This window comes from Hungatella hominis (assembly GCF_014288005.1).
Lineage (GTDB): Bacteria > Bacillota > Clostridia > Lachnospirales > Lachnospiraceae > Hungatella > Hungatella effluvii.
The window spans coordinates 474,825-500,113 of the sequence record NZ_JACOPB010000001.1; the positions used below are offsets into that span (position 1 = coordinate 474,825).

Here is a 25,289-nt window from a genome sequence, read left to right on the forward strand (position 1 = left end):
ATATGAAACACGGATTTATCCGGGTGGCAGCTGCGACTCCGGATGTAAAAGTGGCTGATCCTCAGTTTAACAGGACAGAAATCTGCGCTCTTATCAGGGCGGGGATAGAGAGAAGGGCGAAGCTCATGGTATTTCCGGAGCTGTCGCTTACCGCATATACATGCGGGGATTTATTCGGCCAGGACGCGTTGCTGTCCGGAGCGAGAAGAGAGCTGAGAGAGATTTTAAAGGAGACGGAAGGCTCCGACTTACTGGCGTTTATCGGAATGCCGTGGGAGAGGGGCGGGAAGCTCTATAATGCAGCCGTGGCGGTTCAGAACGGCAGAATCCTGGGCGTGGTGCCGAAGACGAATCTTCCTAATTATGCAGAATTCTACGAGCGCCGTTATTTCGAGCCGGGCAATGAGATTCCGGTGATGGTAAGCTGGGAGGGACAGCGTTTCCCCATGGGGACGAATATACTGTTTGCCTGTGAGGAGATGCCGGGATTGATCGTAGCCGCGGAAATCTGCGAGGACGCCTGGGTTCCGTGTCCGCCTTCGATTCGCCATACGGCGGCCGGAGCGACCGTGATCGTCAACTGTTCAGCCAGCGACGAGACCACAGGAAAGGATATCTACCGCAGAAGCCTGATCACCGGCCATTCCGCCAGCCTCGTCTGCGGCTATGTCTATGCCAATGCGGGAGACGGCGAGTCCACCCAGGACCTGGTGTTCGGAGGACAGAATTTAATTACTGAAAACGGAACATGCCTGGCGGAGTCGAAACGGTTTGCAAACGATACGATTTTTGCGGATCTGGATCTGGAACGTCTGAACAATGAGAGAAGACGCCTTTCCACGTATCCGGTTCGCGACGACAGCGCATATTTTACCGTTGGATTTCATATAACGGAAGAGGAGTATGACCTGGAACGCCCCATCGATCCGATGCCGTTTGTTCCGACGGATGAAGGGCAGAGAAACAGACGCTGCGAGGAGATTTTGTCCATTCAGGCCATGGGCTTAAAGAAGCGCCTCTCCCATACCGGATGCAGCCATGCGGTTCTCGGCATTTCCGGCGGCCTCGATTCCACGCTGGCTCTGCTGGTGACGGTGCACGCCTTTGACATGCTGAAGATTCCGAGAAATCAGATTCATGCCGTGACCATGCCGTGCTTCGGAACCACAGACAGAACGTATCAGAACGCCTGCCTGATGACGAAGAAGCTGGGAGCCGAGCTGACTGAGATCGACATAAAGGAAGCGGTTACAATTCATTTTCGTGACATCGGTCATGACATCGACAACCATAATGTAACCTATGAAAATGCTCAGGCCCGGGAGCGGACCCAGATTCTCATGGATCTGGCGAACCGGTTAAACGGCATGGTGGTCGGCACCGGCGATATGTCGGAGCTGGCGCTCGGATGGGCCACCTACAACGGCGACCACATGTCCATGTACGGGGTCAACGCGTCGGTTCCGAAGACGCTGGTGCGCCATCTGGTGCGCTATTATGCCGATACGTGTGGGGAAGAAGAATTAAAAACGGTCCTTTTAGACGTGCTGGATACACCGGTTAGCCCGGAGCTTCTGCCGCCGAGGGAGGGCGAGATCGCCCAGAAGACGGAAGATCTGGTGGGACCCTATGAGCTTCACGATTTCTTCCTGTATCAGATTCTGCGGTACGGTTACCGTCCGGCCAAGGTGTACCGTCTGGCGAAGGCGGCCTTTGGCGGAGAGTATGGCGGCGAAACGATCTTAAAGTGGCTGAAAGTATTTTACCGGAGATTCTTCAGCCAGCAGTTTAAACGTTCCTGCCTGCCGGATGGCCCGAAGGTGGGCTCCGTCGCGGTTTCGCCGCGGGGAGACTTACGTATGCCCAGCGATGCCAGCAGCCGACTGTGGCTGGAAGAACTGGAGGGACTGTCATGATTACCAGCAGCGCCAACGGAAAAGTAAAACAGGTCATGAATCTGACGAAGAAGGCGAAGGCGAGGAAAGAGTCCAGACTGTTTGTGGCGGAAGGCCTCCGTATGTTCAAAGAGATTCCCAGGGATCGGATCGAAAACCTGTTCGTGTCGGAAAGCTTCTTAAAGAATCCAGAAGGCCGGAAGGTGATTGGTTCTATGAATTATGAGGAGGTGGCGGACGATGTGTTTAAGACCATGTCTGATACGGCCACGCCTCAGGGTGTCCTGGCCCTGGTAAAACAGTATGCATACACGATTGATGATATTTTAGACCGGCCGGGTCCGGCGCTCCTCATGATTCTCGACACCATTCAGGATCCGGGGAATTTAGGGACCATCCTGCGCGCTGGAGAGGGAGCGGGCATTACCGGAGTGGTCATGAACGACACCACAGCCGACATCTATAATCCCAAAGTGATCCGTTCCACCATGGGGTCCGTGTGCCGTGTGCCCTTTGTCTATACCGCCGGTTTACCGGAGACGCTGGCCAAAATAAAAAAACGCGGTGTCCGCCTTTACGCGGCCCATTTATCAGGCAGGAATAATTATGAGAAAGAAGATTATACTGTTGATACAGGGTTTTTAATTGGCAATGAAGCGGGCGGTTTAAGCGACGAGACAGCGGCTATGGCAGACACGTATGTTAAGATTCCCATGATGGGAAAAGTGGAATCCCTAAACGCGGCAGTAGCGGCCTCCGTGCTCATGTTTGAGGCGGCAAGGCAGCGAAGAAATTAGAAAATGCGGCCCGTCAGAAAATTGTAAGGCATTTTTAGACGGTAAATGTTGAGAAATGTCTGAAAATATAGTATGATTAGTGCAAATGAAAGATATGCCTGGCAGCTTTGCCTATTACTGGCTCAGGAAGGGGATTGATAAGATGGCAGCTATCTACTGGCTCATAGCCTTTGTAGTATTACTTGGGATTGAAGCCGCAACCATGGCTCTGACGACCATTTGGTTCGCAGGGGGCGCACTCGTTGCATTTGTACTGGCACTTTTGGGTGTCAGCGTACAGGTTCAGCTTGCTGCATTTGTAATCGTATCATTTATACTGTTGTTCTTTACGAGGCCGTTTGCCTTGAAGTACGTGAATCATAACACCGTGAAAACCAACTCGGAAAGTCTGATTGGTAAGCACGCGAAGGTTACCACCGAGGTGAATAACACCGAAGGAACCGGTGCGGCGGTATTGAACGGACAGGAATGGACGGCGAGAGCCGAGGACGACGGAAAGATTTATCCGGCCGGCACACTCGTGGAAGTAAAAGACATCAGAGGCGTAAAACTAATTGTAAACGAGACTCAGGAGGAAGCGTAGTATGAATGGAGCAATAGGTTTTTTTGCAGTCATTATAGTATTAATAATCATTCTGGCAATACTGGCATCATGTATTAAGATTGTACCGCAGGCGCAGGCGCTGGTTGTAGAACGTCTGGGAGCCTATCTGGGAACCTGGTCAGTCGGTGTTCATATCAAGATGCCGATTCTCGACCGCGTGGCCAAACGCGTGAACTTAAAAGAGCAGGTGGCGGATTTCCCGCCGCAGCCGGTTATCACAAAGGATAACGTTACCATGAGAATCGATACGGTTGTCTTCTTCCAGATTACAGACCCGAAGCTTTATGCATACGGGGTTGAGAATCCGCTGATGGCGATCGAGAATTTAACGGCAACCACTCTCCGTAACATCATCGGTGATCTGGAACTCGACCAGACACTGACCTCCAGAGAGACGATCAACGCGAAGATGAGAGAATCCCTCGACATTGCCACCGACCCATGGGGCATCAAGGTCAACCGTGTAGAGCTTAAGAATATTATGCCTCCGGCAGCGATTCAGGATGCCATGGAGAAGCAGATGAAGGCAGAGCGTGAGCGCCGTGAGTCCATCCTTCGTGCGGAAGGTGAGAAGAAATCCACCATTCTGGTTGCAGAAGGTAAGAAGGAATCCGCGATTCTCGATGCGGAGGCTGAGAAGCAGGCGGCGATCCTTCATGCAGAGGCTGAGAAGGAAAAGAGAATCCGCGAGGCAGAAGGCCAGGCTGAGGCTATCTTAAAGGTTCAGCAGGCGAATGCAGACGGTATCCGCATGATCAGGGAAGCGGGAGCCGATCAGGCGGTTCTGACGATCAAGAGCTTAGAGGCTCTTAAGGCAGTAGCCGACGGCAAAGCAACAAAGATTATTATTCCATCCGAGATTCAGGGACTGGCGGGTCTTGTATCCTCCATCACTGAGATCCCAAAGGATCCTAAATAGGAATGTGAAAGGTAATTAGAGAATTCGCAGCAGGGGGCATAAGCTCTCGTGCTGCGTTTTTCTCATTCAAATAAGTGAAGCAGCCGCGCTCCGGCGCGGCATTTGATCTGGCGATTGCAGGCAGGAGGCGTGTATGGTACTCAAACTGGATTTGACAAAGGAATACGGTATCGTTTTAGAGGGCGGGGGCGCCAAGGGAGCCTACCAGATTGGGGCGTGGAAGGCGCTTCGGGAGGCGGGCGTCCGAATTAAGGGCATCGCAGGAGCCTCGGTCGGTTCACTGAACGGTGCGCTGATCTGCATGGACGATTTGGAGAAAGCGGAAGATATCTGGAAGAACATCGAATATTCCCGGGTGATGGATGTCAGTGACGAGACCATAAAGGCCCTGAAAAAGAAGGATTTCAAGGCGCTTAACATGCAGGAGATTCTAAACAGCGGGTTCCAGTTCATCAAGGATGGCGGCTTCGATGTGACGCCCTTAAAGAATCTGATTGCCGAGGTGGTGGGAGATGAATCACGCATCAGGGAGTCGGATCGGGAACTCTTCGCCGTGACGTATTCCGTGTCGGAGCACAAGGAGCTGGCAGTGGATGTCAAGAGCGGTGAAGAGGGATCGGTGAAGGATATGCTGCTGGCCAGCGCCTATTTTCTGGCGTTTAAGAACGAAAAGCTGGGCGGTAAGCGGTACCGGGACGGCGGCGGCTTCAACAACGTTCCCCTGGGCGTTCTGCTGGATAAGGGCTACGAGGATATCATTGTGATCCGTATCTACGGCTGGGGCTTTGACAGCGAAAAGGTGACAAAGATTCCGGATGGAGCCAACGTGTATCACATCGCTCCCCGCCAGGATTTGGGCGGAATTCTGGAATTCGACAAGAAACAGAGCAGAAAAAACATGACTTTGGGGTATTATGACGCGAAAAGGTTCTTATATGGACTTGCCGGGCGTATATATTATATTGATGCACCAGGTTCCGAGCCGTACTACTTTGATAAGATGATGTCGGAACTGGAACTTTTAAAGATTTATGTCGAAGAAGATCTGGATCAGGAGACACGGGAGAGCCTGAATGGTTACCGGAGGTTTACGGAGACCCTGTTTCCAAGGATGGCTGTGGAGTTTAAACTGAAAGACGACTGGAACTACAGGGATTTATATATCGCGATTCTGGAGGATTTGGCAAAGCGGCTGAAGATCAACCGTTTTCAGATTTATACGGTGGACCGCCTGATCGGAAAAATAATGATGAAGCTGCACTCTCTTGACAGCCGGATTCCATTATAGTAATGTAATAGGAAGAAAAGGCGCGCCAAATGTCGAATGGCTGCAGGATAAACTTATAAAATTACAAGTTTATTCTGGAATGACAGAAAAAAAGATTGCATGTTTATGCATAATATACTATAATAGCGTATAAAAATACAAAAAGAGAAGTGGAGGAAGCATTATGAATTTAAAAGGTAGAAGTTTTATTACATTAAAGGACTATACACCGGAGGAAATCGGATATCTGCTGGATCTTGCCGCGGATTTAAAGGCTAAGAAGAAAAAAGGCGAGACCGGAAGTTCTCTGAAAGGGAAGAATATCGCCCTTATATTTGAAAAACCATCCACGCGTACCAGGTGTTCTTTCGTCGTGGCCGCGGTGGATGAAGGGGCTCATCCCGAATATTTAGGCAAGGATGACATTCAGCTGGGACACAAGGAGAGTGTCGAGGACACGGCCCGCGTGCTGGGCAGAATCTTTGATGGAATCGAATTCCGTGGATTTAAACATAAAACAGTGGAAGATCTGGCAAAATACGCCGGTGTGCCGGTGTGGAACGGTCTGACGGACGATTACCACCCGACCCAGATTCTGGCGGACTTACTTACCATGAAGGAACATTTTGGTTACTTAAAAGGGCTGAGCTTTGTCTATGCAGGCGATGGACGCAATAATATGGCCAACAGTCTGATGATCGGTATGAGCAAGATGGGCGTCAACTTCACGATTCTGGCTCCGAAGTGTTTATGGCCGAAGGACGAGCTGGTCACGCTGTGTCAGGGCTATGCGAAGGAAAGCGGAAGCACCGTCACTCTGACCGAGAACGTGGAGGACGTAAAGGGCGCGGATACGATCTATACCGACGTATGGTGTTCCATGGGCGAGGAGGATAAGGCGGCCGAGCGTGTGGCGCTTCTAAAGCCTTACCAGGTGAATGCTGCGCTGATGGAGAAGACGGAAAAGGATACTACCATCTTCATGCACTGTCTTCCGGCCGTAAAGGGCAACGAGGTGACGGAAGATGTGTTTGAATCAGAGGCCTCCGTGGTCTTTGACGAAGCAGAGAACAGAATGCACACCATCAAGGCTGTGATGGTGGCGACGTTAGGAGAATAGAACATGTATATACAGGAACGAAGCAGAAACCCGAGAAACTTGTCCATGATGCTGGATGCGGCCCATATTATCATAGGAATCCTGATCGTCGCGCTGGCGGTCATCTCATTTTTGAACCCGGAGGACCATATGCTGCTGTTTCCGGTCATTTTCCTCCTGGCGGCATCGCTCAATATCATGAATGCGGTCTTTAAGATCCGTATGAGCGGCCGCGAAAAGAAGAAAAAGGCCTCGGGGATTCTGGTTCTCCTGTTTGGAATTGTGCTGCTTGCCCTCGCTGTCATCAGTGCGGTCAGCATCTGGTGGGGGTGAGAGCGGTGAAGACAGAGATTTTGAAAGCTATAAAAGAAGAGGCCGGATTCGTATCCGGACAGGAGCTGTGCGACCGGTTCGGCGTGTCACGGACGGCCGTGTGGAAGGCCATCGGCCAGCTGAAGGAAGAAGGATTTCAGATCGAGGCGGTACGCAATAAGGGGTACCGTCTCTTAAGCAGCGATGATGTGATCACGGAAGCCGAGCTTATGAGCAGCATGGAAGGCGGTTTTATCAAGAAGATCGTATACTATGAGGAGACTGATTCCACCAATATTCGCGCCAGAAAGCTGGCGGAGGAAGGCGCTCCGGACGGGACCCTGGTGGTCACGGACTTTCAGAACGCAGGGCGGGGCCGGCGGGGCCGGATGTGGGTATCTCCTTCCGGGACGGGCATTTTCATGAGCCTGATCTTAAGGCCGGACATCCTTCCGTCATCTGCCTCCATGCTGACGCTGGTGGCGGCTCTCGCAGTCTATGACGGCATTAAGGAGACGACTGGGCTTGAAACGGTCATCAAATGGCCCAATGATATCGTGGCGGAAGGAAAGAAGCTCTGCGGTATTTTGACAGAGATGAGCGCCGAGCTGGAAGGAATCCACTACGTGGTCACCGGAATCGGCATCAATGCCAATATGACCGAGTTCCCGGAGGAAGTGGGGGAGTCAGCCACCTCCTTAAGTATCATGACCGGAGGCCCAGTGCGGCGCAGCAGGCTGATTGCCGCTGTGATGAAGGCATACGAGGGATACTATGAAAAGTTTAAGTCATGCGGCAGTTTAGCCGGCCTCATGGATGTATATAATGAACATATGGCAAATCTCGGCAGGGAAGTGAAGGTCCTGGATCCCGCGGGCGCCTATACGGGCAAAGCGTTGGGCATTGATGAGAAAGGCGAGCTGATCGTTGAGAAGGCCGATGGAAAGGTGGTCCGTGTGGTCTCCGGAGAGGTATCTGTCCGGGGAATTTATGGATATGTATAAGTATGAATAATTATTCTTTTTACGATCAACTGCAGACGCTGGAGCCGAAGAAGGACGAGTTTTCGAAGGAAGAGCGGTTGAAGGCCATGGAGAAGCCGCTGCTTTCCTGGTACAAGAACCATGCGAGAGTTCTTCCGTGGCGGGAAAATCCTGAGCCATACCGCGTATGGATTTCTGAGATTATGCTGCAGCAGACGAGAGTAGAGGCTGTGAAGCCGTATTTTGAGCGGTTTATGGCGGCGCTTCCCGATACGGCGGCGCTGGCGGCAGTGCCAGAGGACAGGCTCTTTAAGCTGTGGGAAGGGCTCGGCTATTACAACCGGGCCAGAAATTTAAAAAAAGCGGCGGGTGTCGTTATGGAGCAGTACGGAGGAGTTATTCCGGCTTCCTGGGAAGATCTTAAGACACTTCCGGGGATTGGATCCTATACGGCAGGTGCTATCGCCTCCATTGCTTATGGAATTCCCGTTCCCGCCGTGGATGGCAACGTTTTACGGGTGATATCCCGTGTGACGGGGAGCAGGGAAGACATTTTGAAGCAGTCGGTCAAAAAACAGATGGAGGAGCTGCTTCTCGGCGTCATGCCCAAGGAGGGGGCCGGAAGCTATAATCAGGCGCTCATTGAGATTGGGGCCATCGTCTGTGTTCCCAACGGGGAGCCGCTTTGCGGAGAATGTCCCATGGCCTCTGTGTGCGTGGCGAGGCGTGACGGTCTCACAAAGGAGATTCCTGTAAAAACACCGAAAAAGTCCAGAAAGATCGAGGAGAAGACCATCCTTATTCTGGAGTGGGAGGGGCGCACGGCGATCCGCAAACGGGATAGCAGCGGCCTTCTGGCCTCCCTCTATGAGCTTCCGGGCGTGGAAGGATGGCTGGAAGATGAGACACTTGCGCAGATGTACCGTGTCCCGCTGGCAGCGGTCCGCCGGCTTCCGGAGGCGAAGCATATCTTCAGCCATGTGGAGTGGCGTATGAGGGGATTTGCCGTGGAACTGCAGGAAAAACCGGCCGGAGACTACCTCTGGGTGACGCCGGAAGAGATCAGGGAGACATATTCACTGCCAAGTGCATTTAAGGCGTATACTATGATGATAAGGTGAGAATAATGAGAAAAATGCTGTTTATCTTTAATCCACGTTCCGGGAAGGCTCAGATAAGAAACCGGTTGATGGATATTCTGGATATCTTCACAAAAGCCGGGTATGAAGTTTCTGTTCATGTGACCCAGCGGCCTAAGGATGCCATGGAGGTTGCCGCGGCAAGAGGCAATGACGCTGACTTAATCGTCTGCAGCGGCGGCGACGGGACCTTGAACGAGACCATAAGCGGTATGATGCTGCTGGACCGGATTCCGGATCTTGGATATATTCCCGCCGGTTCCACCAACGATTTTGCCTCCAGCTTAAAAATCCCGAAGAACATGATTGCCGCGGCGCATTTGGCGGTGGAGGGGGAAGCGTATCCTGTCGATATCGGAAGCTTCTGCGGGGACAGGAATTTCGTTTATATCGCGGCCTTTGGTGCATTTACGGAAGTGTCCTACTTAACGCCCCAGGATAAGAAGAATATGCTGGGCCATCAGGCTTATATGCTGGAGAGTGTAAAGAGCCTGACTTCCATCAAGTCCTACCGCCTGCGTGTGGAGAGCGAGGAGATTACGCTGGAAGGGGAATTTATCTTTGGAATGGTGACGAATACCATCAGCGTGGGAGGCTTCAAGGGCCTGGTCACGCAGAATGTGGCTTTAAATGACGGAGAATTCGAGGTGCTCTTAATCAGGACGCCGAGAACACCTCTGGATCTAAGCAACATTGTCAACTATATGTTCTTGAAGGAAGAGCCTAACGAGTACGTTCATAAGTTCAGAACGAAGGCACTCACGGTGATTCCGGAAGAACCGGTGGACTGGGTTCTGGATGGGGAATTCGGAGGTACACGCATGGAGACTCAGATCATAAATCTGCAAAAACAGATCCGGATTATGAGAAATCCTTCCAAAAAACAATAAATCTGCAATTTAGCGCAGAAAAATGTTGAAATATGTAATCCGGTAGTATATAATGAAAAGTTGTGTGGACTTTTATGTATACTTCTTAGCGAAAGGACGTTATTAAGTGGAAAAAGATAATTTTTTAGAGAAGCTGGGGAAGCTCGTGGAACTGGGAAAATCAAAGCATAATGCTTTGGACGTAACGGAGATTAACAACTTCTTTATGGGGGAATCACTGACCCCGGAGCAGATGGATCAGATCTATTCGTACCTGGAGAATCGCGGCGTTGACGTGATCCCGGTAATTGACGACTCGATACTGGCTGATGATGTGCTCCTGTCAGATGATGCTCTGCTGCTCGACGATGATCTGGATGACAGCTTTATTAAAGGGGCGGACGAGGAGGATATCGACCTCGATGCCATTGACTTGCTGGAGGGAATAGGTACAGAGGATCCTGTCCGCATGTATTTAAAAGAGATCGGTACCGTTCCGCTTTTAAGCGCGGACGAGGAACTGCGTCTTGCAAAGAGAAAAGCCGATGGCGATGAAGATGCGAAGGAGCGCTTGATTGAAGCGAATTTAAGACTGGTTGTCAGCATCGCAAAACGGTATACCGGCCGCGGTATGAGCTTTTTAGACCTTGTTCAGGAAGGGAATTTAGGTCTTATTAAGGGCGTTGAGAAGTTCGATTATACAAAAGGTTATAAGTTAAGTACATATGCTACGTGGTGGATTCGCCAGTCCGTAACAAGGGCGCTTGCCGATCAGGCAAGGACAATCCGTGTTCCGGTGCATATGGTCGAAACCATCAATAAAATGTCAAAAATGCAGAGAAAGCTGACGCTGGAACTGGGCTATGAGCCCTCCGTCACTGAGCTCGCAGACGCGCTCGACATGTCTGAGGACAAGGTAATGGAGATCATGCAGATTGCCAGGGAACCAGCTTCTTTGGAGACCCCGATCGGTGAAGAGGATGACTCTAACTTAGGCGATTTTGTCGCCGACAACAATGTGGTGACTCCGGAAGGAAACGTGGAGTCCGTAATGCTCCGTGAGCATATCGACGCATTGCTCGGTGATTTAAAGGAGAGGGAGCGTCAGGTTATTGTACTGCGCTTCGGCCTTGAGGATGGACATCCGCGCACACTGGAAGAAGTGGGCAAAGAATTTAATGTAACACGTGAACGCATACGGCAGATCGAGGCGAAAGCACTCAGAAAGCTCAGAAACCCGGTGCGGAGCAAACGAATCAGAGACTTCTTGTAAGAAGCAGAAAGGAGGCGTGGCATGAGAGTGCTCACGCCTTTTTGTGCTTTGCAAATGTAGATGCAGGACGGCAATACATACGGAGATTTTAGACGGCGGCGGGTTCCGCTTCAGCGGAGCATCGGTCTTTGCCTGTGAATCAGAGAAGGAGAATAAAAGGATGAACCACAGAAATTATCAGAAAGAGCTGGACACCATACTGGAAGACTTTGAGAAACAGGGGAAGGTGCCGAGACTGCTGCTTCACAGCTGCTGTGCTCCCTGCAGCAGCTACGTTCTGGAATACTTATCAAAATACTTTGAGATTACGCTGTACTATTATAACCCGAATATCTATCCGCTACAGGAGTATATGAAGCGGGTGAAGGAACAGGAGAAGCTGATCTCTGAGATGAAGCTTGCGCATCCCGTGCTCTTTCGTACCGGCCCCTACGAACCGGACGAATTCTTCCGCATTGCCAAAGGACTCGAGAAGGTTCCCGAGGGCGGAGAACGCTGCTTTAAATGTTTCGATTTACGGCTCCGGGAAGCCGCCAAGGTCGCATCTGCCGGCCGTTATGATTATTTCACGACGACGCTTACCATCAGCCCCTTAAAAAATGCAGAGAAACTGAATGAGATCGGAGAGAAGCTGGCGAAGGAGTACCGCGTGGCGTATCTTCCATCCGATTTTAAGAAAAAAGACGGCTATAAGCGGTCTGTGCAGCTGTCGGAGGAGTACGGTCTATACCGGCAGGATTACTGCGGATGCGTCTATTCTAAGGAGGCAGGCCAGGCTCAGTAAAGATGGCAAACGTGGACTGAAACAACTTGACACCCAATGGGAATTGTAATAAAATTAACGATAAGGAGTATATAGATTAGAGGATAAAGGAGAAAATATTATGTTAACAAAAACACTTACTGTTGTAAACCCATCCGGACTTCATTTAAGACCAGCGGGAGTTCTTTCCCAGACAGCCATGAAGTTTAAATGCGACATCATCATCGAGTGCGGTGAGAAGAGAATTGTTGCAAAGAGCGTATTAAATGTTATGGCAGCAGGCATCAAGTGCGGTACAGAGATCAACTTAATCTGTGACGGTGAAGATGAAGAAGAGGCTATGAAGAGCATGAGCGAGGCGATCGAAAGCGGACTCGGCGAGATGTAATGGACAAGTTTCGATAAGTGAATGATATGCAGAAACTGGCGGAAAGGAAGCGATTCTTTTCCGCCAATTTATGTTATAGTTCTGACGAGGGATAGGGGAAGATACATGGCAAAATTAATCATAATCAGAGGCAATTCGGGAAGCGGAAAAACGACTGTGGCCAGAGCGCTGTAGCGCAGATTTGGAGATCACAGCATGCTTATTTCCCAGGATATGGTCCGCCGGGAAATTCTTCATGTAAAGGGCGAAAAGAATACGCTGGCTTTGCCGCTTATGCAGGAGCTCCTGGCATATGGCCGGGACCACTGTGAGATGACGATTCTGGAGGGAATCTTAAATTCCCAGCGGTATGAGCCGTTGTTCGATTCTGCAAAGACGCTGTTTGGAGACGCGGTTTTTGCCTACTACTATGACCTGCCTTTTGAGGTTACTCTGTTACGCCATCAGACGAAGAGTAACAGGGAAGAATTTGGGGAAAGCGACATGCGTGACTGGTGGAGAGAGAAAGATTACCTGAAAAATATTTCTGAAAACGCATTGACGGCGGAAATGAGCATGGAGGAAACGATCGAGCGGATTTATCGCGATGTGACGCTGGCTTGAGGCGACGTAATTTCAGAAAATTGAGAAATACTGGATGAAGATCATTTTTATGCAAAAATACCGCTGAATTGTTAGGTGAATACAAGATTAAGAACAAAAATTAGAAAAATAAAAGGCTCATACACATAAATTGTCAAATAAACTGACAACTGCTGTGAAAAAAGGGGTTTACAAATGGAAACAGATGTAGTATTATCTAAAAAAAGTTGAAGCACAGGCAGAGGCTGGCAGAAGCCGGAGATGCCATGGTAATAAAACAGTATCGTAAAATATGGAACACAGGCCCGACGACGAGCATAGAAAGCCGCGGGTCTGTGTTTTTTTATTTTATAGGAAAAGGAAGGAGTCCTGGTCTTTTACCGCTTCCGCTGCTCTGTGCTTCGACGAAAAACCTGCTGTCGCTTTGCACCCCTGATAAAAGAGTACAGCCAGAAAGGAATGAAATTATGGTTAAAAATTCAAAATCCCCCACACCAGGAAAAACGCCGGAATTATATGATTCCAGGTTTGAGCATGACAACTGCGGAATCGGAGCAGTTGCCAACATGAAAGGCGTAAAGAGCCATAAGACGGTGGAGCAGGCCCTTCATATCGTCGAGAATCTGGAGCACCGCGCCGGTAAGGACGCGGAGGGAAAGACGGGCGACGGAGTCGGCATCATGCTCCAGATATCACATAAATTCTTTAAGAAGGTGACAAAATCTCTCGGTATCGAGATTGGAGGCGAGAGAGAATATGGAGTCGGCATGTTCTTCTTTCCCCAGGATGAGCTTGCCAGAAACCAGGCAAAGAAGATGTTTGAAATCATCGTAAAGAAGGAGGGCCTGGAATTTTTAGGCTGGAGAGATGTGGAGACGCACCCGGAGCTGATCGGCGAGAGGGCGGTGGACTGTATGCCCTGTATCGCCCAGGGCTTTGTGAAGAAGCCGGCCGACACGGAAAAGGGACTGGATTTTGACCGGAAGCTTTACGTGTCACGCCGCGTATTTGAGCAGAGCAACGACAATACATACGTGGTATCGCTGAGCAGCCGTACGATTGTATACAAGGGAATGTTCCTGGTGAAGGAGCTGCGCAGATTTTTCCCTGACTTACAGGATAAGGACTACGAGTCGGCCATCGCCGTGGTACACTCCCGGTTCAGCACCAACACGAATCCAAGCTGGATGAGGGCGCATCCCAACCGTCTCATCGTCCACAACGGAGAGATCAACACCATCCGCGGTAATGTGGATAAGATGATGGCACGGGAAGAAACCATGGAATCGAAGTATTTTAAGTACGATATGCACAAGGTGCTCCCGATCATCAATCAGGAAGGCTCCGATTCGGCCATGCTGGACAATGCCCTGGAATTTATGGTGATGAGCGGTATGGAACTCCCTCTGGCCGTCATGGTGACGATCCCGGCTCCATGGGCCCATGATAAATCCATGCCTCAGGAGATCAAGGATTTTTACAGCTACTACGCGACTATGATGGAACCGTGGGACGGTCCGGCCTCCATCGTATTTTCCGACGGTGATCTCGTCGGCGCGGTTTTAGACAGAAATGGGCTGCGGCCTTCCAGATACTACATCACGGATGACGATCAGATGATCCTTGCTTCCGAGGTGGGAGCCATCGACACAGAGCAGGATCACGTGGTGAGAAAGGACCGCCTCCGTCCCGGGAAAATGCTCCTGATCGACACGGTAAAGGGCTGCCTTGTGTCAGACAGCGAGCTAAAGGAAATGTATGCGTCGAGACAGCCCTACGGCGAGTGGCTGGATTCCAACTTAATCGAGCTGAAAGATTTACCGATTCCCAACAAGGGAGTCGCGGACATGAGCGCAGAGCAGCGTTCCAGACTCCAGAAAGCCTACGGCTACACCTACGAGGAATACAAGACGATGATTCTTCCCATGGCCTTAAACGGGGCTGAGGCGGTATCCGCTATGGGAGCCGACAGTCCGCTGGCGGTCTTAAGCAGAAAGCATCAGCCATTGTTTAATTACTTTAAGCAGATGTTTGCACAGGTGACAAACCCGCCGATCGACGCCATTAGAGAGGAGATTGTGACTTCCACTGCCGTGTATGTCGGTGAAGAGGGAAATATTCTGGAGGAAACAGCGGAGAACTGCAAGATTTTAAAGGTCAACAATCCGATTTTAACGTGTACGGACTTGATGAAGATCAAATACATGAAGAGGCCCGGGTTCCAGGTGGAGGTCATTCCGATCACATATTATAAGAATACTTCTCTGGAAAAGGCAATCGACAGGCTGTTTCTGGAGGTGGACCGGGCGCACCGGGACGGGGCGAATATCATCATCCTTTCCGACCGTGACATCGACGAGAACCATGTGCCGATTCCTTCGCTTCTGGCGGTATCCGCCCTGCAGCAGCATCTGGTGAAGACGAAGAAGCGCACCTCAGTGGCTCTGATCCTGGAGAGCGGAGAACCCAGAGAGGTACACCATTTCGCTGCGCTGCTGGGATATGGAGCCTGCGCGGTCAATCCATATCTGGCGCAGGAATCCATTCGGGCGCTGATCGAAAGCGGGATGCTTTATAAGGACTATTACGCAGCGGTGGAAGACTATAACAGCGCGGTGCTCCATGGAATCGTTAAGATTGCCTCCAAGATGGGCATTTCCACGATCCAGTCGTACCAGGGAGCACAGATCTTCGAGGCCATCGGCATTTCAAAGAGCGTGGTGGAAAAGTATTTTACCGATACGGTGAGCCGGATCGGAGGCATTACGCTGGACGATATCGCAAATGATGTGGATACGCTTCACTCCATGGCCTTCGATCCCCTCGGTCTCGATGTGGATTTAACTCTGGAGAGCGTCGGAAGCCACAAGGCCAGGGCTGGACAGGAAGAACATCTCTATAATCCGCTGACCATCCACCTGCTCCAGGAGGCGGCCAGAACGGGAAGCTATGAGACGTTTAAACAGTATACACATGCGCTGAATGAAGAAGGCCAGATGGTGAATTTAAGGAGCTTGATTGACTTCGATTATACGAAGCAGAAAGCGGTTTCCATCGACGAGGTGGAAAGCGTGGAATCTATTGTGAAACGGTTTAAGACCGGGGCCATGTCCTACGGCTCCATCTCCGGGGAAGCTCATGAGACGCTGGCTGTCGCCATGAACCGGATCCACGGCAAATCCAACAGCGGTGAGGGCGGAGAGAGTCTGGAGCGTCTGACTCCCGGAGCCGACGGGGTGAACCGGTGCTCCGCAATCAAGCAGGTGGCCTCCGGGCGGTTCGGCGTTACCTCGCGCTATCTGGTGAGCGCCAAAGAGATACAGATCAAGATGGCCCAGGGAGCGAAGCCCGGAGAGGGCGGCCAGCTTCCCGGAGGCAAGGTATATCCGTGGGTGGCAAAGACTCGGCATTCCACAACGGGTGTTGGCCTTATATCACCGCCGCCTCACCACGATATCTACTCCATTGAGGACCTGGCGCAGCTGATCTACGACTTGAAAAATTCCAACACGGAGGCCAGAATCTCGGTGAAGCTGGTATCTGAGGCTGGAGTCGGCACCGTCGCGGCAGGCGTCGCCAAGGCGGGAGCACAGGTGATCCTGATCTCCTCCTTTGACGGCGGAACGGGGGCGGCGCCGAGAAATTCCATTTACAATGCAGGGCTTCCATGGGAGCTGGGAGTGGCGGAAGCACACCAGACCCTGATTATGAACGGCCTCCGCGACAAGGTGATCCTGGAGACTGACGGCAAGCTGATGACAGGCCGTGATGTGGCGATTGCCTGTATGCTGGGGGCGGAGGAGTTCGGATTTGCGACGGCTCCCCTTGTAACCATGGGATGCGTGATGATGCGGGTCTGCAATCTGGATACGTGCCCGGTGGGGATTGCGACGCAGAATCCGGAGCTTCGGAAGCGTTTTAAGGGGAAACCGGAATACGTGGTCAATTTCATGTATTTCATTGCGCAGGAGCTGCGGGAGTATATGGCGAAGCTTGGAGTCCGCACGGTGGATGAACTGGTGGGACGTACCGATCTGCTGAAAAAGAAGGAGCATATTTCTTCGAAAAGGGCGGATAAGGTGGATCTCTCGGCCATTCTTGGCAATCCATATACCGATAAAAAGCTGGCCGGCTATAACCACAAATCGGTCTACGACTTCGAACTGGGAAAGACCATCGATGAAAAGATCCTGCTGAAGAAATTGAAACCGGCACTGGTGAATGGGCAGAAAAAGAGCATTCAGATCGATGTTTCCAACACGGACCGTGCGCTGGGAACCATATTCGGATCCGAGATCACCAGGCTGTACCCGGAGGGACTTCCGGAGGATACGTATACCGTAAACTGTACGGGAAGCGGCGGCCAGAGCTTTGGCGCATTTATCCCGAAAGGGCTTACGCTGGAGCTGGTTGGAGACAGCAACGATTACTTCGGCAAGGGCTTGTCCGGAGGAAAGCTGGTGGTCTATCCGCCGAAGGGCGTGACCTTTAAAGCCGAAGAAAACATCATTATCGGCAATGTGGCCCTTTATGGGGCGACCGGTGGGAAGGCGTTTATCTGCGGCGTGGCCGGTGAACGGTTCTGTGTGAGAAATTCCGGCGCTACCGCAGTGGTGGAAGGCGTGGGAGACCACGGATGCGAGTATATGACCGGAGGCCGTGTCGTCCTGCTGGGACCGACTGGAAAGAATTTTGCGGCGGGCATGAGCGGCGGAATCGCCTATGTTCTGGATGAGAAACGGGATTTGTATAAGAGACTGAATAAAGAAATGGTTTCTTTTGAGGAAGTGACGAATAAATACGATGTTCTGGAGCTGAAGGAAATGATAAAGGAACATGTGGCTTACACCAATTCGGAAAGAGGAAAAGAGATTCTCGACAACTTTGGTGAGTATCTGCCGAAATTCAAGAAGATCATGCCTCACGATTACCGCCGTATGATGAATACCATTGTCCAGATGGAGGAGAAAGGCTTAAGCAGCGAACAGGCACAGATTGAAGCATTTTATGCGAATACGAAGAAGTGAGCCGAAAGGAGGAAAAGCATGGGAAAGCCAACAGGATTTTTAGAATATGACAGAGAGACAGGAAGGGCGGCAGATCCCAAGAGCCGGATTAAGCATTATGACGAATTCCACTTTCCGCTCTCGGAAAAGGAACAGAAATGCCAGGGGGCCCGCTGTATGGACTGCGGCGTGCCGTTCTGCCAGTCGGGAATGATGATGGGGGGAATGGTTTCTGGCTGCCCCTTAAACAATCTGATTCCGGAGTGGAACGATCTGGTCTATACGGGAACATGGGATCAGGCCTATAACCGCTTAAAAAAGACCAACAGTTTTCCGGAGTTCACCTCCCGGGTATGCCCCGCGCCATGTGAGGCGGCCTGTACCTGCGGATTCAACGGAACTCCGGTCGCTATCAAGGAAAATGAGGGAGCCATAATACGGCGGGCGTATGAAACGGGGATTGCCGGCCCTAACCCGCCGAAGATCAGAACCGGGAAACGGGTGGCAGTCATCGGCTCCGGCCCGGCCGGTTTAGCGGCCGCGGACCAGTTAAATAAGCGGGGCCACAGCGTAACGGTATTCGAGCGGGAAGACCGCGTCGGGGGCCTGCTGATGTACGGTATCCCCAATATGAAGCTGGAAAAATGGGTGATCGACCGCAAGGTGGATGTGATGAAAGAGGAAGGAATCTCTTTTGTCACGGGAGCCGATGTGGGGAGGAACCACAAGGCAAAGGATATCTTAAAGGATTTTGACCGCGTGATACTGGCCTGCGGCGCGTCCAATCCCCGCGACATTAAAGTGCCGGGAAGAGATTCGGAGGGAATTTATTTTGCAGTGGATTTCCTTAAATCCACCACGAAGAGCCTGCTGAATTCCAACTTAAAGGATCAGTCGTACCTGTCGGCCAAAGGAAAGCACGTGCTTGTCATCGGAGGCGGCGATACGGGAAATGACTGTGTGGGAACCGCCATCCGCCATGGCTGCGCATCGGTTCTTCAGCTGGAAATGATGCCGAAGCTTCCGGAAAAGAGGACGCCCGACAACAGCTGGCCGGAATGGCCCCGTGTTGCGAAGACGGATTACGGCCAGGAGGAGGCCATCGCCGTGTTTGGCACCGATCCGAGAATGTACCAGGCGACAGTGAAGGAGTTTGTTAAGGATAAGAATGGCAGAGTGGCGAAAGCCGTGCTCCTGTCACTGGAGCCGAAAAGGGATGAAAAGTCGGGCCGGATCATAATGGAACCGGTAGCCGGAAGCGAGAAGGAGGTAGCTGCCGATCTGGTACTGATTGCCGCCGGATTTTTAGGGAGTCAGAGCTATGTGGCGGATGCCTTCGGCGTGAAGCTGAACGCAAGGACCAATGTGGAGACTGAGGCCGGAAAGTATAAGACGAACGCCCGGCACGTGTTTACCGCGGGAGATATGCGGAGAGGCCAGTCGCTGGTGGTCTGGGCCATCCGGGAAGGGAGAGAAGCGGCGAAGGAGGTTGATGAGAGCTTGATGGGGTATACGCTGCTGGAGTAAATGGCGAGGGGGTACGCCACCTTCCCCTTCCCACCCACAGCTTCCCGGCGGGGCGGCGGCTGTGTACTGGTGGCCTGGAGGGAGAGAGTACCGAAATAGGGGCGGTGGGGGAAGGTGGGATTACCAGGTGGCGCGGTGGAGTTTGGCGGGATCCCAGGGGGCGGCTTTTTCGGGTGAGGTGGTTGAGGGCGCAGGGTGACCAAGGGCTATGACGGTGATGGGGGATACCTTGGGTGGGAGGTTTAGGGCCTGTGTCAGCAGCTTTTGCCATGGGGAGTGGGGGAGAACTCCGCACCAGACTGCGCCAAGGGCCAGGCTGTGGGCGCAGAGAAGAATGTTCTGGGTGGCGGCGGCACAGGCTTCGCAGAGGAAATCGTTAGTTCCTTCTATATTATGGTCGCCGCAGACGACGATTCCACAGGCGGCTCCGGCCAGCATACGGGCGTGTGGATTGGCGTCGGAGAGTTCGGCGAGGAGGTTCCGGTCTTCCAGGAGAAGGAAGTGCCAGGGCCTTTTGTTTTTTGCACTGGGCGCGCACATTCCGGCGTACAGGAGTGTGTTTAGAGCATCAGGGGTTATGGGAGCATCCGTGTAATGGCGTACGCTTGTACGGGTTTTAACTGCGGTGATGGTGTCCATGGCGCATGAGGAAAGGGAAGGGCTGGGAGCGGCCGGGCTGCCTGATGGCTGGTCCGGGGCGTCGAGGGACATTGTGACAGAGACGGGCAGGGGAAGGCCGCAAAAACCGAGGGATTTTTGCAGAGCTTTGTCGATAAGCATAATGTAACAGCCGCTGCCGCGGGAGAGGAGCCTGCTCCGGTAAGGGATTCCGTTTATGGTTCCCTGGACGTAAATGGTGCCTTTGGGCTGCTGGAAAATCTCTCTGGCAGAGAACGGCAGGGGCAGATAAGTGAGTCTGCCGGCGGTGTTTTTGAGGATTTCTGCATGGAAGGTTTGCATAATGTTCTCCTTATTAAAAGTATCCGGCTTTTGCCTGGCAAAAACCGGATAGGTGAAATGGTTATTTTATTGGTTCAGGGCATGGCAGGCGCGGAGCAGGGCTTCAGGACTGCCGCCGCGGATAGCCGGGATGATCTGCTTAAGCTGGTCGTGAGGTAAATCCCACCAGCGGACAGCCTCCAGCTGGGTGATGATGTCCTGGCTGTAACGCTTCCTGATTGGCTTTGCCGGGATCCCGCCTGCGATGGTATAGGGTTCCACGTCTTTGGTTACGACAGCTCTCGCTCCGATGATTGCTCCGTCGCCGATTTTGACGCCGGACATAATGACAGCCTCGTAACCGATCCAGACATCATTTCCAATGATGATATCGCCCTTGTTGTCCCATGATTCTGTGACTTCCGAGAGGGGAGTGCCCCATTCTTCAAAGAATAAGGGGAACGGATACGTGGACAGGGACGTCATCGTGTGATTTGCACTTGTAAATATAAATCTGGCTCCACAGGCAATGGAACAGAAGCTTCCGATGACCAGGCGGTCTCTGTTGATCGGGTAGTGGTAGAGTACGTTGTTCTTTTCGAAATCGACCGGATCGTTTACGAAATCGTTGTACATCGTATAGGCACCGACGGAAATATTGGGATCTTTGATGACCGCGTTTAAATAAACGGTCTGCCGGTCTCCTGTTCTTGGATATATGGTTTGTGCCGGAATAGACATTGTGATTCCTCCTTTATGGATCTGGCGTTTTGGTGTCCCTCTGCTATTCCGGCCGCTGCAATGCATCGTTTCATCTGTGTGGACAGCCTCCTTTTCTTTTAGAGCCTGCTCTGGTGTCAGGCAATGCTTTCCTTTATTTTAAGCGATGAGGGGGGAACTGTCAAATCCATGTTGGGGGAAAATAATAGCGGGAAATCTTTATTTTTCTAAAGATTTCCCGCTATTATTTTCCGGCCTTTATGCCGGGAACCGCGGTCTGTGGTATGAAACGAGTGGAGCTTATACGTTGAAACGGAATAGGACAACGTCCCCGTCTTTTACGACGTATTCTTTTCCTTCCATTCTGACAAGGCCTTTTTCTTTGGCGGCCGTATAGGTGCCGCAGTCGAGAAGATCCTGGTAGTTTACAACCTCGGCCTTGATGAAGCCGCGCTCGAAGTCGGAGTGGATCTTGCCGGCAGCCTGAGGCGCCTTGGTTCCTACTTTAATGGTCCAGGCTCTCGTCTCTGTGGGGCCTGCTGTTAAATAGCTGATGAGGCCCAGGAGGTGGTAACTGGCGGCGATCAGTTTTTCGAGACCGGACTCTGTGAGGCCTAAGTCCTCTAAGAACATCTTGCGCTCGTCTTCCTCCAGTTCGGCGATCTCCTGCTCGATCTGGGCACAGATGACGAAGACTTCGCTGCCGTTTTCTGCGGCGAAGCTGCGGACTTCTTTTACATATTCATTGGAGGCGCCGTCGTCGGCCAGGTCGTCTTCGCTTACGTTGGCGGCGAAGATAACCGGCTTGTAGGTGAGAAGATTTAAGGAGGAAACGAATTCCTGAGCATCGTCATCTTCAAACTCCATGCTGCGGGCCAGCTTGCCATCCTCTAAGTGAGCCTTCACTGCCTTTAAGATCTCCAGCTCTTTTGCGAGAGATTTGTCGTTAAAGGCACTCTTTGCCGTCTTGGAGATTCGTCTCTCCAGAATCTCTAAATCGGAGAAGATAAGCTCTAAATCGATGGTTTCAATATCTCTTAAAGGATTCACGCTGCCATCCACATGGATGACATTGCCGTCCTCGAAGCAGCGGACAACGTGAACGATGGCGTCCACTTCTCTGATGTTGGAAAGGAACTGGTTACCAAGGCCTTCACCCTTGGAAGCGCCTTTCACGAGCCCTGCGATGTCCACGAATTCGATGACTGCGGGCGTGATCTTTGCTGAGTCATAGAGCGCAGCCAGCTTTCCGAGACGTACATCCGGCACGGGAACCACGCCTACGTTTGGATCAATCGTACAGAACGGATAGTTGGCCGATTCTGCGCCGGCCTTTGTAAGAGAGTTGAATAATGTGCTTTTACCCACATTCGGCAGTCCGACAATACCTAATTTCATAATTCATTACCTTCCTCTATTTTATTAAACATTTTTAAGGTTGATTTTTTCCTGCAACTAATATAGAATAGCATATTATCCATAAAAATAAAAGAGTCAAACTGAACTCACGCCAGTTTTTGTCGAATTATGGTCGAATATGTCGGGCGAATATGTTTGATTTTTGGCATATCACGGGGTAAAATAAAGAAAACATGAAAGGAGAAAACAATGGCAAATACGGCAGATATTAGTTTTGTGCATTTGGGTATTACGATTGACCATTTGCAGAACAGTATCTCGATATTTGGATTCCGCATAGCGTTTTACGGGATTATCATAGGAATTGGAATACTGGCTGGTCTCTGGGTTGCGACGAGCGACGCGAAAAGGAGGGGACAGGACCCGGATATTTATCTGGATTTTGCTCTGTATGGAATTATCTTTTCTATTATAGGAGCTCGTATCTATTATGTCATTTTTGACTGGGAGAATTACAGGGACAACCTGATTTCAATTTTAAACTTAAGGGCAGGCGGACTGGCCATATACGGCGGCGTGATTGCCGCGGTCATAACGCTGACTGTTTATACAAGGAAGAAAAAGCTTTCTTTCTTTTCAATGGCTGACAGCGGCTGCCTTGGACTGATAACCGGACAGATTATAGGAAGATGGGGAAACTTCTTTAACTGTGAGGCGTTTGGCGGATACACGGACAGCCTTTTTGCCATGAGAATCAGAAGAGCGCTGGTCAACGAGAGCATGATATCTCAGGACCTATTAAACCACCTGATTGTGAAGGACGGTGTCGAGTATATACAGGTGCATCCGACCTTCCTCTATGAATCAGTCTGGAATTTAGGCGTGTTAGTATTCATGCTATGGTATCGCAAACGTAAGAAGTTTAATGGGGAAATGCTTCTTATTTACCTGCTGGGATATGGTCTGGGGAGAGTCTGGATCGAAGGGCTCAGGACGGACCAGCTTATATTCTTTAACACAGGAATTGCAGTATCTCAGGCATTGTCATTGGTATTAGTAGTGATATCAGCTCTGGTGCTCATCTGGAAACACAGACAGATACGATTAAAGAGCAAAGGAGAAGACTGATATGATTTCAAAAGAAGAGTTGATCTGTAAGATTGAAGAGGCAAGAGATAAATTAAACAGAAGTATAGACACCGAGCAGGACAGCAGCACTGTTTATAAGAGAAGTGTAGAGCTGGATCAACTGATAGAACAATATATAGTAGCCGGGTATTAGAGACACGGCATATTTAGAGGCGGTAACGAAACCATTCGTTGCCGCCTTATTTTTTTATTCTTTTTTAGAAAATATCCTTGCTATTTCCTTACAAATGTACTAAAATTAATCTACAAGTGGTGGAAAGTGGTACAAAGTGGTAGAGAATGGAGGAAGAGTGGTGTAAACTCTCTCTCTGACGTACAAGCAGGTGATTAGTATGTTCATGGGCGAATACAATCATACAGTCGATGCAAAAGGGCGTTTGATCGTCCCATCGAAGTTCAGAGAACAGCTTGGTGAAGAGTTCGTCGTGACGAAGGGCTTGGATGGCTGTTTATTTGTGTATGATAACGAAGAATGGAAAGCCCTCGAAGAAAAATTGAAAAGCCTGCCGCTGACCAACACAAACGCCAGAAAGTTTAACAGATTCTTTCTGGCAGGTGCATCTTCCTGTGAAGTGGACAAACAGGGAAGAATTCTTCTTCCGGCTGTGCTCCGTGAATTCGCAGGCATCGAAAAAGATGCAGTGCTTGTGGGTGTAGGAAGCCGCATTGAAATCTGGAGCAAGGATGCGTGGACAGCAGCCAATACATACGATGATATGGAAGAAATCGCTGAGAATATGGAAGGACTTGGAATATGATGTTTGAACACAAGTCAGTGCTGCTTTACGAAACCATTGACAGCCTGAATGTAAAACCAGATGGAATTTATGTGGATGGAACGCTTGGGGGCGGCGGACATGCTTTGGAAGTATGCAGACGCCTCGGGGAATACGGAAGATTAATCGGAATTGACCAGGATGCAGACGCCATCGCGGCGGCATCGGAACGGCTTCGTGACTATGAAGACAGAGTTACGATCGTGAGAAGCAATTACGAAGAGATACAATCGGTACTAAAGGATTTAGGAATCGAAAAGGCAGACGGCATTTATCTGGACCTTGGAGTATCCTCTTATCAGCTGGACACACCGGAACGGGGATTCACCTACCGGGAGGACGACGCTCCGCTGGATATGAGGATGGATCAGAGAAACACACAGACGGCCGCCGATATTGTGAATACGTACAGCGAGTTTGATTTATACAGAATTATCCGTGATTACGGAGAGGACAAGTTCGCAAAGAATATCGCAAAGCATATCGTGAGGGCCAGAGAGACAAAACGGATTGAGACAACAGGAGAATTGACAGAGATTATTAAGGAAGCGGTTCCTGCGAAAGTTCGCGCAGTGGGCGGCCATCCTTCGAAGAAGACATTCCAGGCAATTCGGATTGAACTGAATCAGGAGCTGGAGGTCTTAAATAATTCTATTGATACGATGATCGACTTATTGAAACCGGGTGGAAGGCTGGCTGTTATCACCTTTCATTCGCTGGAAGACCGGATCGTAAAGATTCGCTTCCGCAATAATGAGAATCCCTGTACGTGTCCGCCGGATTTTCCAGTCTGTGTCTGCGGCAAAGTCAGCAAAGGCCGGGTAATCACCAGAAAACCGGTTGTACCGTCAGAAGAAGAGACCTGCGGGAACAAGAGATCGAAGAGTTCGAAACTTCGAGTATTTGAGCGGAATTAAAAAGGG

23 protein-coding genes are annotated in these 25,289 nt (G+C 50.9%); 20 read left to right on the plus strand and 3 right to left on the minus strand.

Going from position 1 to position 25,289, the window contains the following annotated elements; translation table 11 throughout:
* Window positions 1-2 precede the first annotated feature (2 nt).
* From H8S75_RS02215 to H8S75_RS02290, 16 genes are all read left to right on the plus strand, one after another.
* Window positions 3-1,916 (plus strand): NAD(+) synthase, encoded by a 1,914-nt coding sequence (locus H8S75_RS02215; RefSeq protein WP_187019006.1) that lies wholly within the window; start codon window positions 3-5, stop codon window positions 1,914-1,916.
* Window positions 1,913-2,692, plus strand: coding sequence for a TrmH family RNA methyltransferase (locus H8S75_RS02220; protein ID WP_187019007.1), 780 nt, complete (start codon window positions 1,913-1,915; stop codon window positions 2,690-2,692). The genes H8S75_RS02215 and H8S75_RS02220 overlap by 4 nt, the downstream gene beginning before the upstream one ends.
* Before the next feature lie 142 nt (window positions 2,693-2,834).
* On the plus strand, window positions 2,835-3,275 hold the full coding sequence (locus H8S75_RS02225; RefSeq protein WP_187019618.1) for an NfeD family protein: 441 nt from the start codon (window positions 2,835-2,837) through the stop codon (window positions 3,273-3,275).
* Window position 3,276: 1 nt separating this feature from the next.
* Complete coding sequence (locus H8S75_RS02230) at window positions 3,277-4,215, plus strand: SPFH domain-containing protein (RefSeq protein WP_002603372.1); 939 nt, start codon at window positions 3,277-3,279, stop codon at window positions 4,213-4,215.
* Between the two features lie 133 nt (window positions 4,216-4,348).
* Entirely contained in the window at window positions 4,349-5,503 is a 1,155-nt protein-coding gene (locus H8S75_RS02235) for a patatin-like phospholipase family protein (protein ID WP_187019009.1), read from the plus strand.
* A gap of 163 nt (window positions 5,504-5,666) precedes the next feature.
* Window positions 5,667-6,602 (plus strand): ornithine carbamoyltransferase, encoded by a 936-nt coding sequence (gene argF, locus H8S75_RS02240; RefSeq protein ID WP_187019011.1) that lies wholly within the window; start codon window positions 5,667-5,669, stop codon window positions 6,600-6,602.
* 3 nt (window positions 6,603-6,605) lie between these two features.
* A complete protein-coding gene (locus H8S75_RS02245; protein WP_002603375.1) occupies window positions 6,606-6,914 on the plus strand; it encodes a DUF6637 family protein in 309 nt (102 codons plus the stop codon).
* A 5-nt stretch (window positions 6,915-6,919) separates the two neighbouring features.
* A complete protein-coding gene (locus tag H8S75_RS02250; RefSeq protein WP_187019012.1) occupies window positions 6,920-7,897 on the plus strand; it encodes a biotin--[acetyl-CoA-carboxylase] ligase in 978 nt (325 codons plus the stop codon).
* 2 nt (window positions 7,898-7,899) lie between these two features.
* A complete protein-coding gene (gene mutY / locus H8S75_RS02255) occupies window positions 7,900-8,997 on the plus strand; it encodes an A/G-specific adenine glycosylase (protein WP_187019015.1) in 1,098 nt (365 codons plus the stop codon).
* 5 nt (window positions 8,998-9,002) lie between these two features.
* On the plus strand, window positions 9,003-9,905 hold the full coding sequence (locus tag H8S75_RS02260) for a diacylglycerol/lipid kinase family protein (protein ID WP_110324376.1): 903 nt from the start codon (window positions 9,003-9,005) through the stop codon (window positions 9,903-9,905).
* A gap of 106 nt (window positions 9,906-10,011) precedes the next feature.
* Window positions 10,012-11,157: an RNA polymerase sigma factor RpoD gene (gene rpoD, locus H8S75_RS02265; RefSeq protein ID WP_002603379.1), complete on the plus strand. Its 1,146-nt coding sequence runs from the start codon at window positions 10,012-10,014 to the stop codon at window positions 11,155-11,157.
* A 160-nt stretch (window positions 11,158-11,317) separates the two neighbouring features.
* Window positions 11,318-11,941 carry an epoxyqueuosine reductase QueH gene (locus H8S75_RS02270; protein WP_055656956.1) on the plus strand — a complete coding sequence of 208 codons (624 nt, stop codon included), beginning with the start codon at window positions 11,318-11,320 and terminating at the stop codon, window positions 11,939-11,941.
* A 100-nt stretch (window positions 11,942-12,041) separates the two neighbouring features.
* A complete protein-coding gene (locus tag H8S75_RS02275) occupies window positions 12,042-12,308 on the plus strand; it encodes an HPr family phosphocarrier protein (RefSeq protein WP_002603381.1) in 267 nt (88 codons plus the stop codon).
* A gap of 195 nt (window positions 12,309-12,503) precedes the next feature.
* On the plus strand, window positions 12,504-12,911 hold the full coding sequence (locus tag H8S75_RS02280; RefSeq protein ID WP_243270151.1) for a P-loop NTPase family protein: 408 nt from the start codon (window positions 12,504-12,506) through the stop codon (window positions 12,909-12,911).
* 446 nt (window positions 12,912-13,357) lie between these two features.
* Window positions 13,358-17,917, plus strand: a complete 4,560-nt coding sequence (gene gltB, locus H8S75_RS02285) for a glutamate synthase large subunit (RefSeq protein ID WP_187019016.1) — start codon at window positions 13,358-13,360, stop codon at window positions 17,915-17,917.
* An 18-nt stretch (window positions 17,918-17,935) separates the two neighbouring features.
* The gene (locus H8S75_RS02290; protein WP_187019018.1) at window positions 17,936-19,423 is read left to right on the plus strand and encodes a glutamate synthase subunit beta; all 1,488 of its coding nucleotides are present in this window, start codon (window positions 17,936-17,938) and stop codon (window positions 19,421-19,423) included.
* Window positions 19,424-19,543: 120 nt separating this feature from the next.
* Here H8S75_RS02290 and H8S75_RS02295 read toward each other — a convergent pair whose 3' ends face one another.
* The 3 genes from H8S75_RS02295 to ychF form a co-directional block, all read right to left on the minus strand.
* A complete protein-coding gene (locus H8S75_RS02295; RefSeq protein WP_187019020.1) occupies window positions 19,544-20,383 on the minus strand; it encodes a nitroreductase family protein in 840 nt (279 codons plus the stop codon).
* Window positions 20,384-20,449: 66 nt separating this feature from the next.
* The gene (locus tag H8S75_RS02300) at window positions 20,450-21,103 is read right to left on the minus strand and encodes a CatB-related O-acetyltransferase (RefSeq protein WP_187019021.1); all 654 of its coding nucleotides are present in this window, start codon (window positions 21,101-21,103) and stop codon (window positions 20,450-20,452) included.
* A gap of 279 nt (window positions 21,104-21,382) precedes the next feature.
* Window positions 21,383-22,480, minus strand: coding sequence for a redox-regulated ATPase YchF (gene ychF, locus H8S75_RS02305; RefSeq protein WP_002603387.1), 1,098 nt, complete (start codon window positions 22,478-22,480; stop codon window positions 21,383-21,385).
* Window positions 22,481-22,690: 210 nt separating this feature from the next.
* On the opposite strand from ychF, the gene lgt reads away from it, so the two are divergent.
* The 4 genes from lgt (at window position 22,691) to rsmH (ending at window position 25,283) form a co-directional block, all read left to right on the plus strand.
* Window positions 22,691-23,569, plus strand: a complete 879-nt coding sequence (gene lgt / locus H8S75_RS02310) for a prolipoprotein diacylglyceryl transferase (protein WP_002603388.1) — start codon at window positions 22,691-22,693, stop codon at window positions 23,567-23,569.
* Between the two features lies 1 nt (window position 23,570).
* Window positions 23,571-23,723, plus strand: coding sequence for an aspartyl-phosphate phosphatase Spo0E family protein (locus H8S75_RS02315; RefSeq protein WP_187019023.1), 153 nt, complete (start codon window positions 23,571-23,573; stop codon window positions 23,721-23,723).
* A 199-nt stretch (window positions 23,724-23,922) separates the two neighbouring features.
* Window positions 23,923-24,348, plus strand: a complete 426-nt coding sequence (gene mraZ, locus H8S75_RS02320) for a division/cell wall cluster transcriptional repressor MraZ (protein WP_002603390.1) — start codon at window positions 23,923-23,925, stop codon at window positions 24,346-24,348.
* Window positions 24,345-25,283 (plus strand): 16S rRNA (cytosine(1402)-N(4))-methyltransferase RsmH, encoded by a 939-nt coding sequence (gene rsmH / locus H8S75_RS02325; RefSeq protein ID WP_187019025.1) that lies wholly within the window; start codon window positions 24,345-24,347, stop codon window positions 25,281-25,283. The genes mraZ and rsmH overlap by 4 nt, the downstream gene beginning before the upstream one ends.
* The last annotated feature ends 6 nt before the right edge of the window (window positions 25,284-25,289 follow it).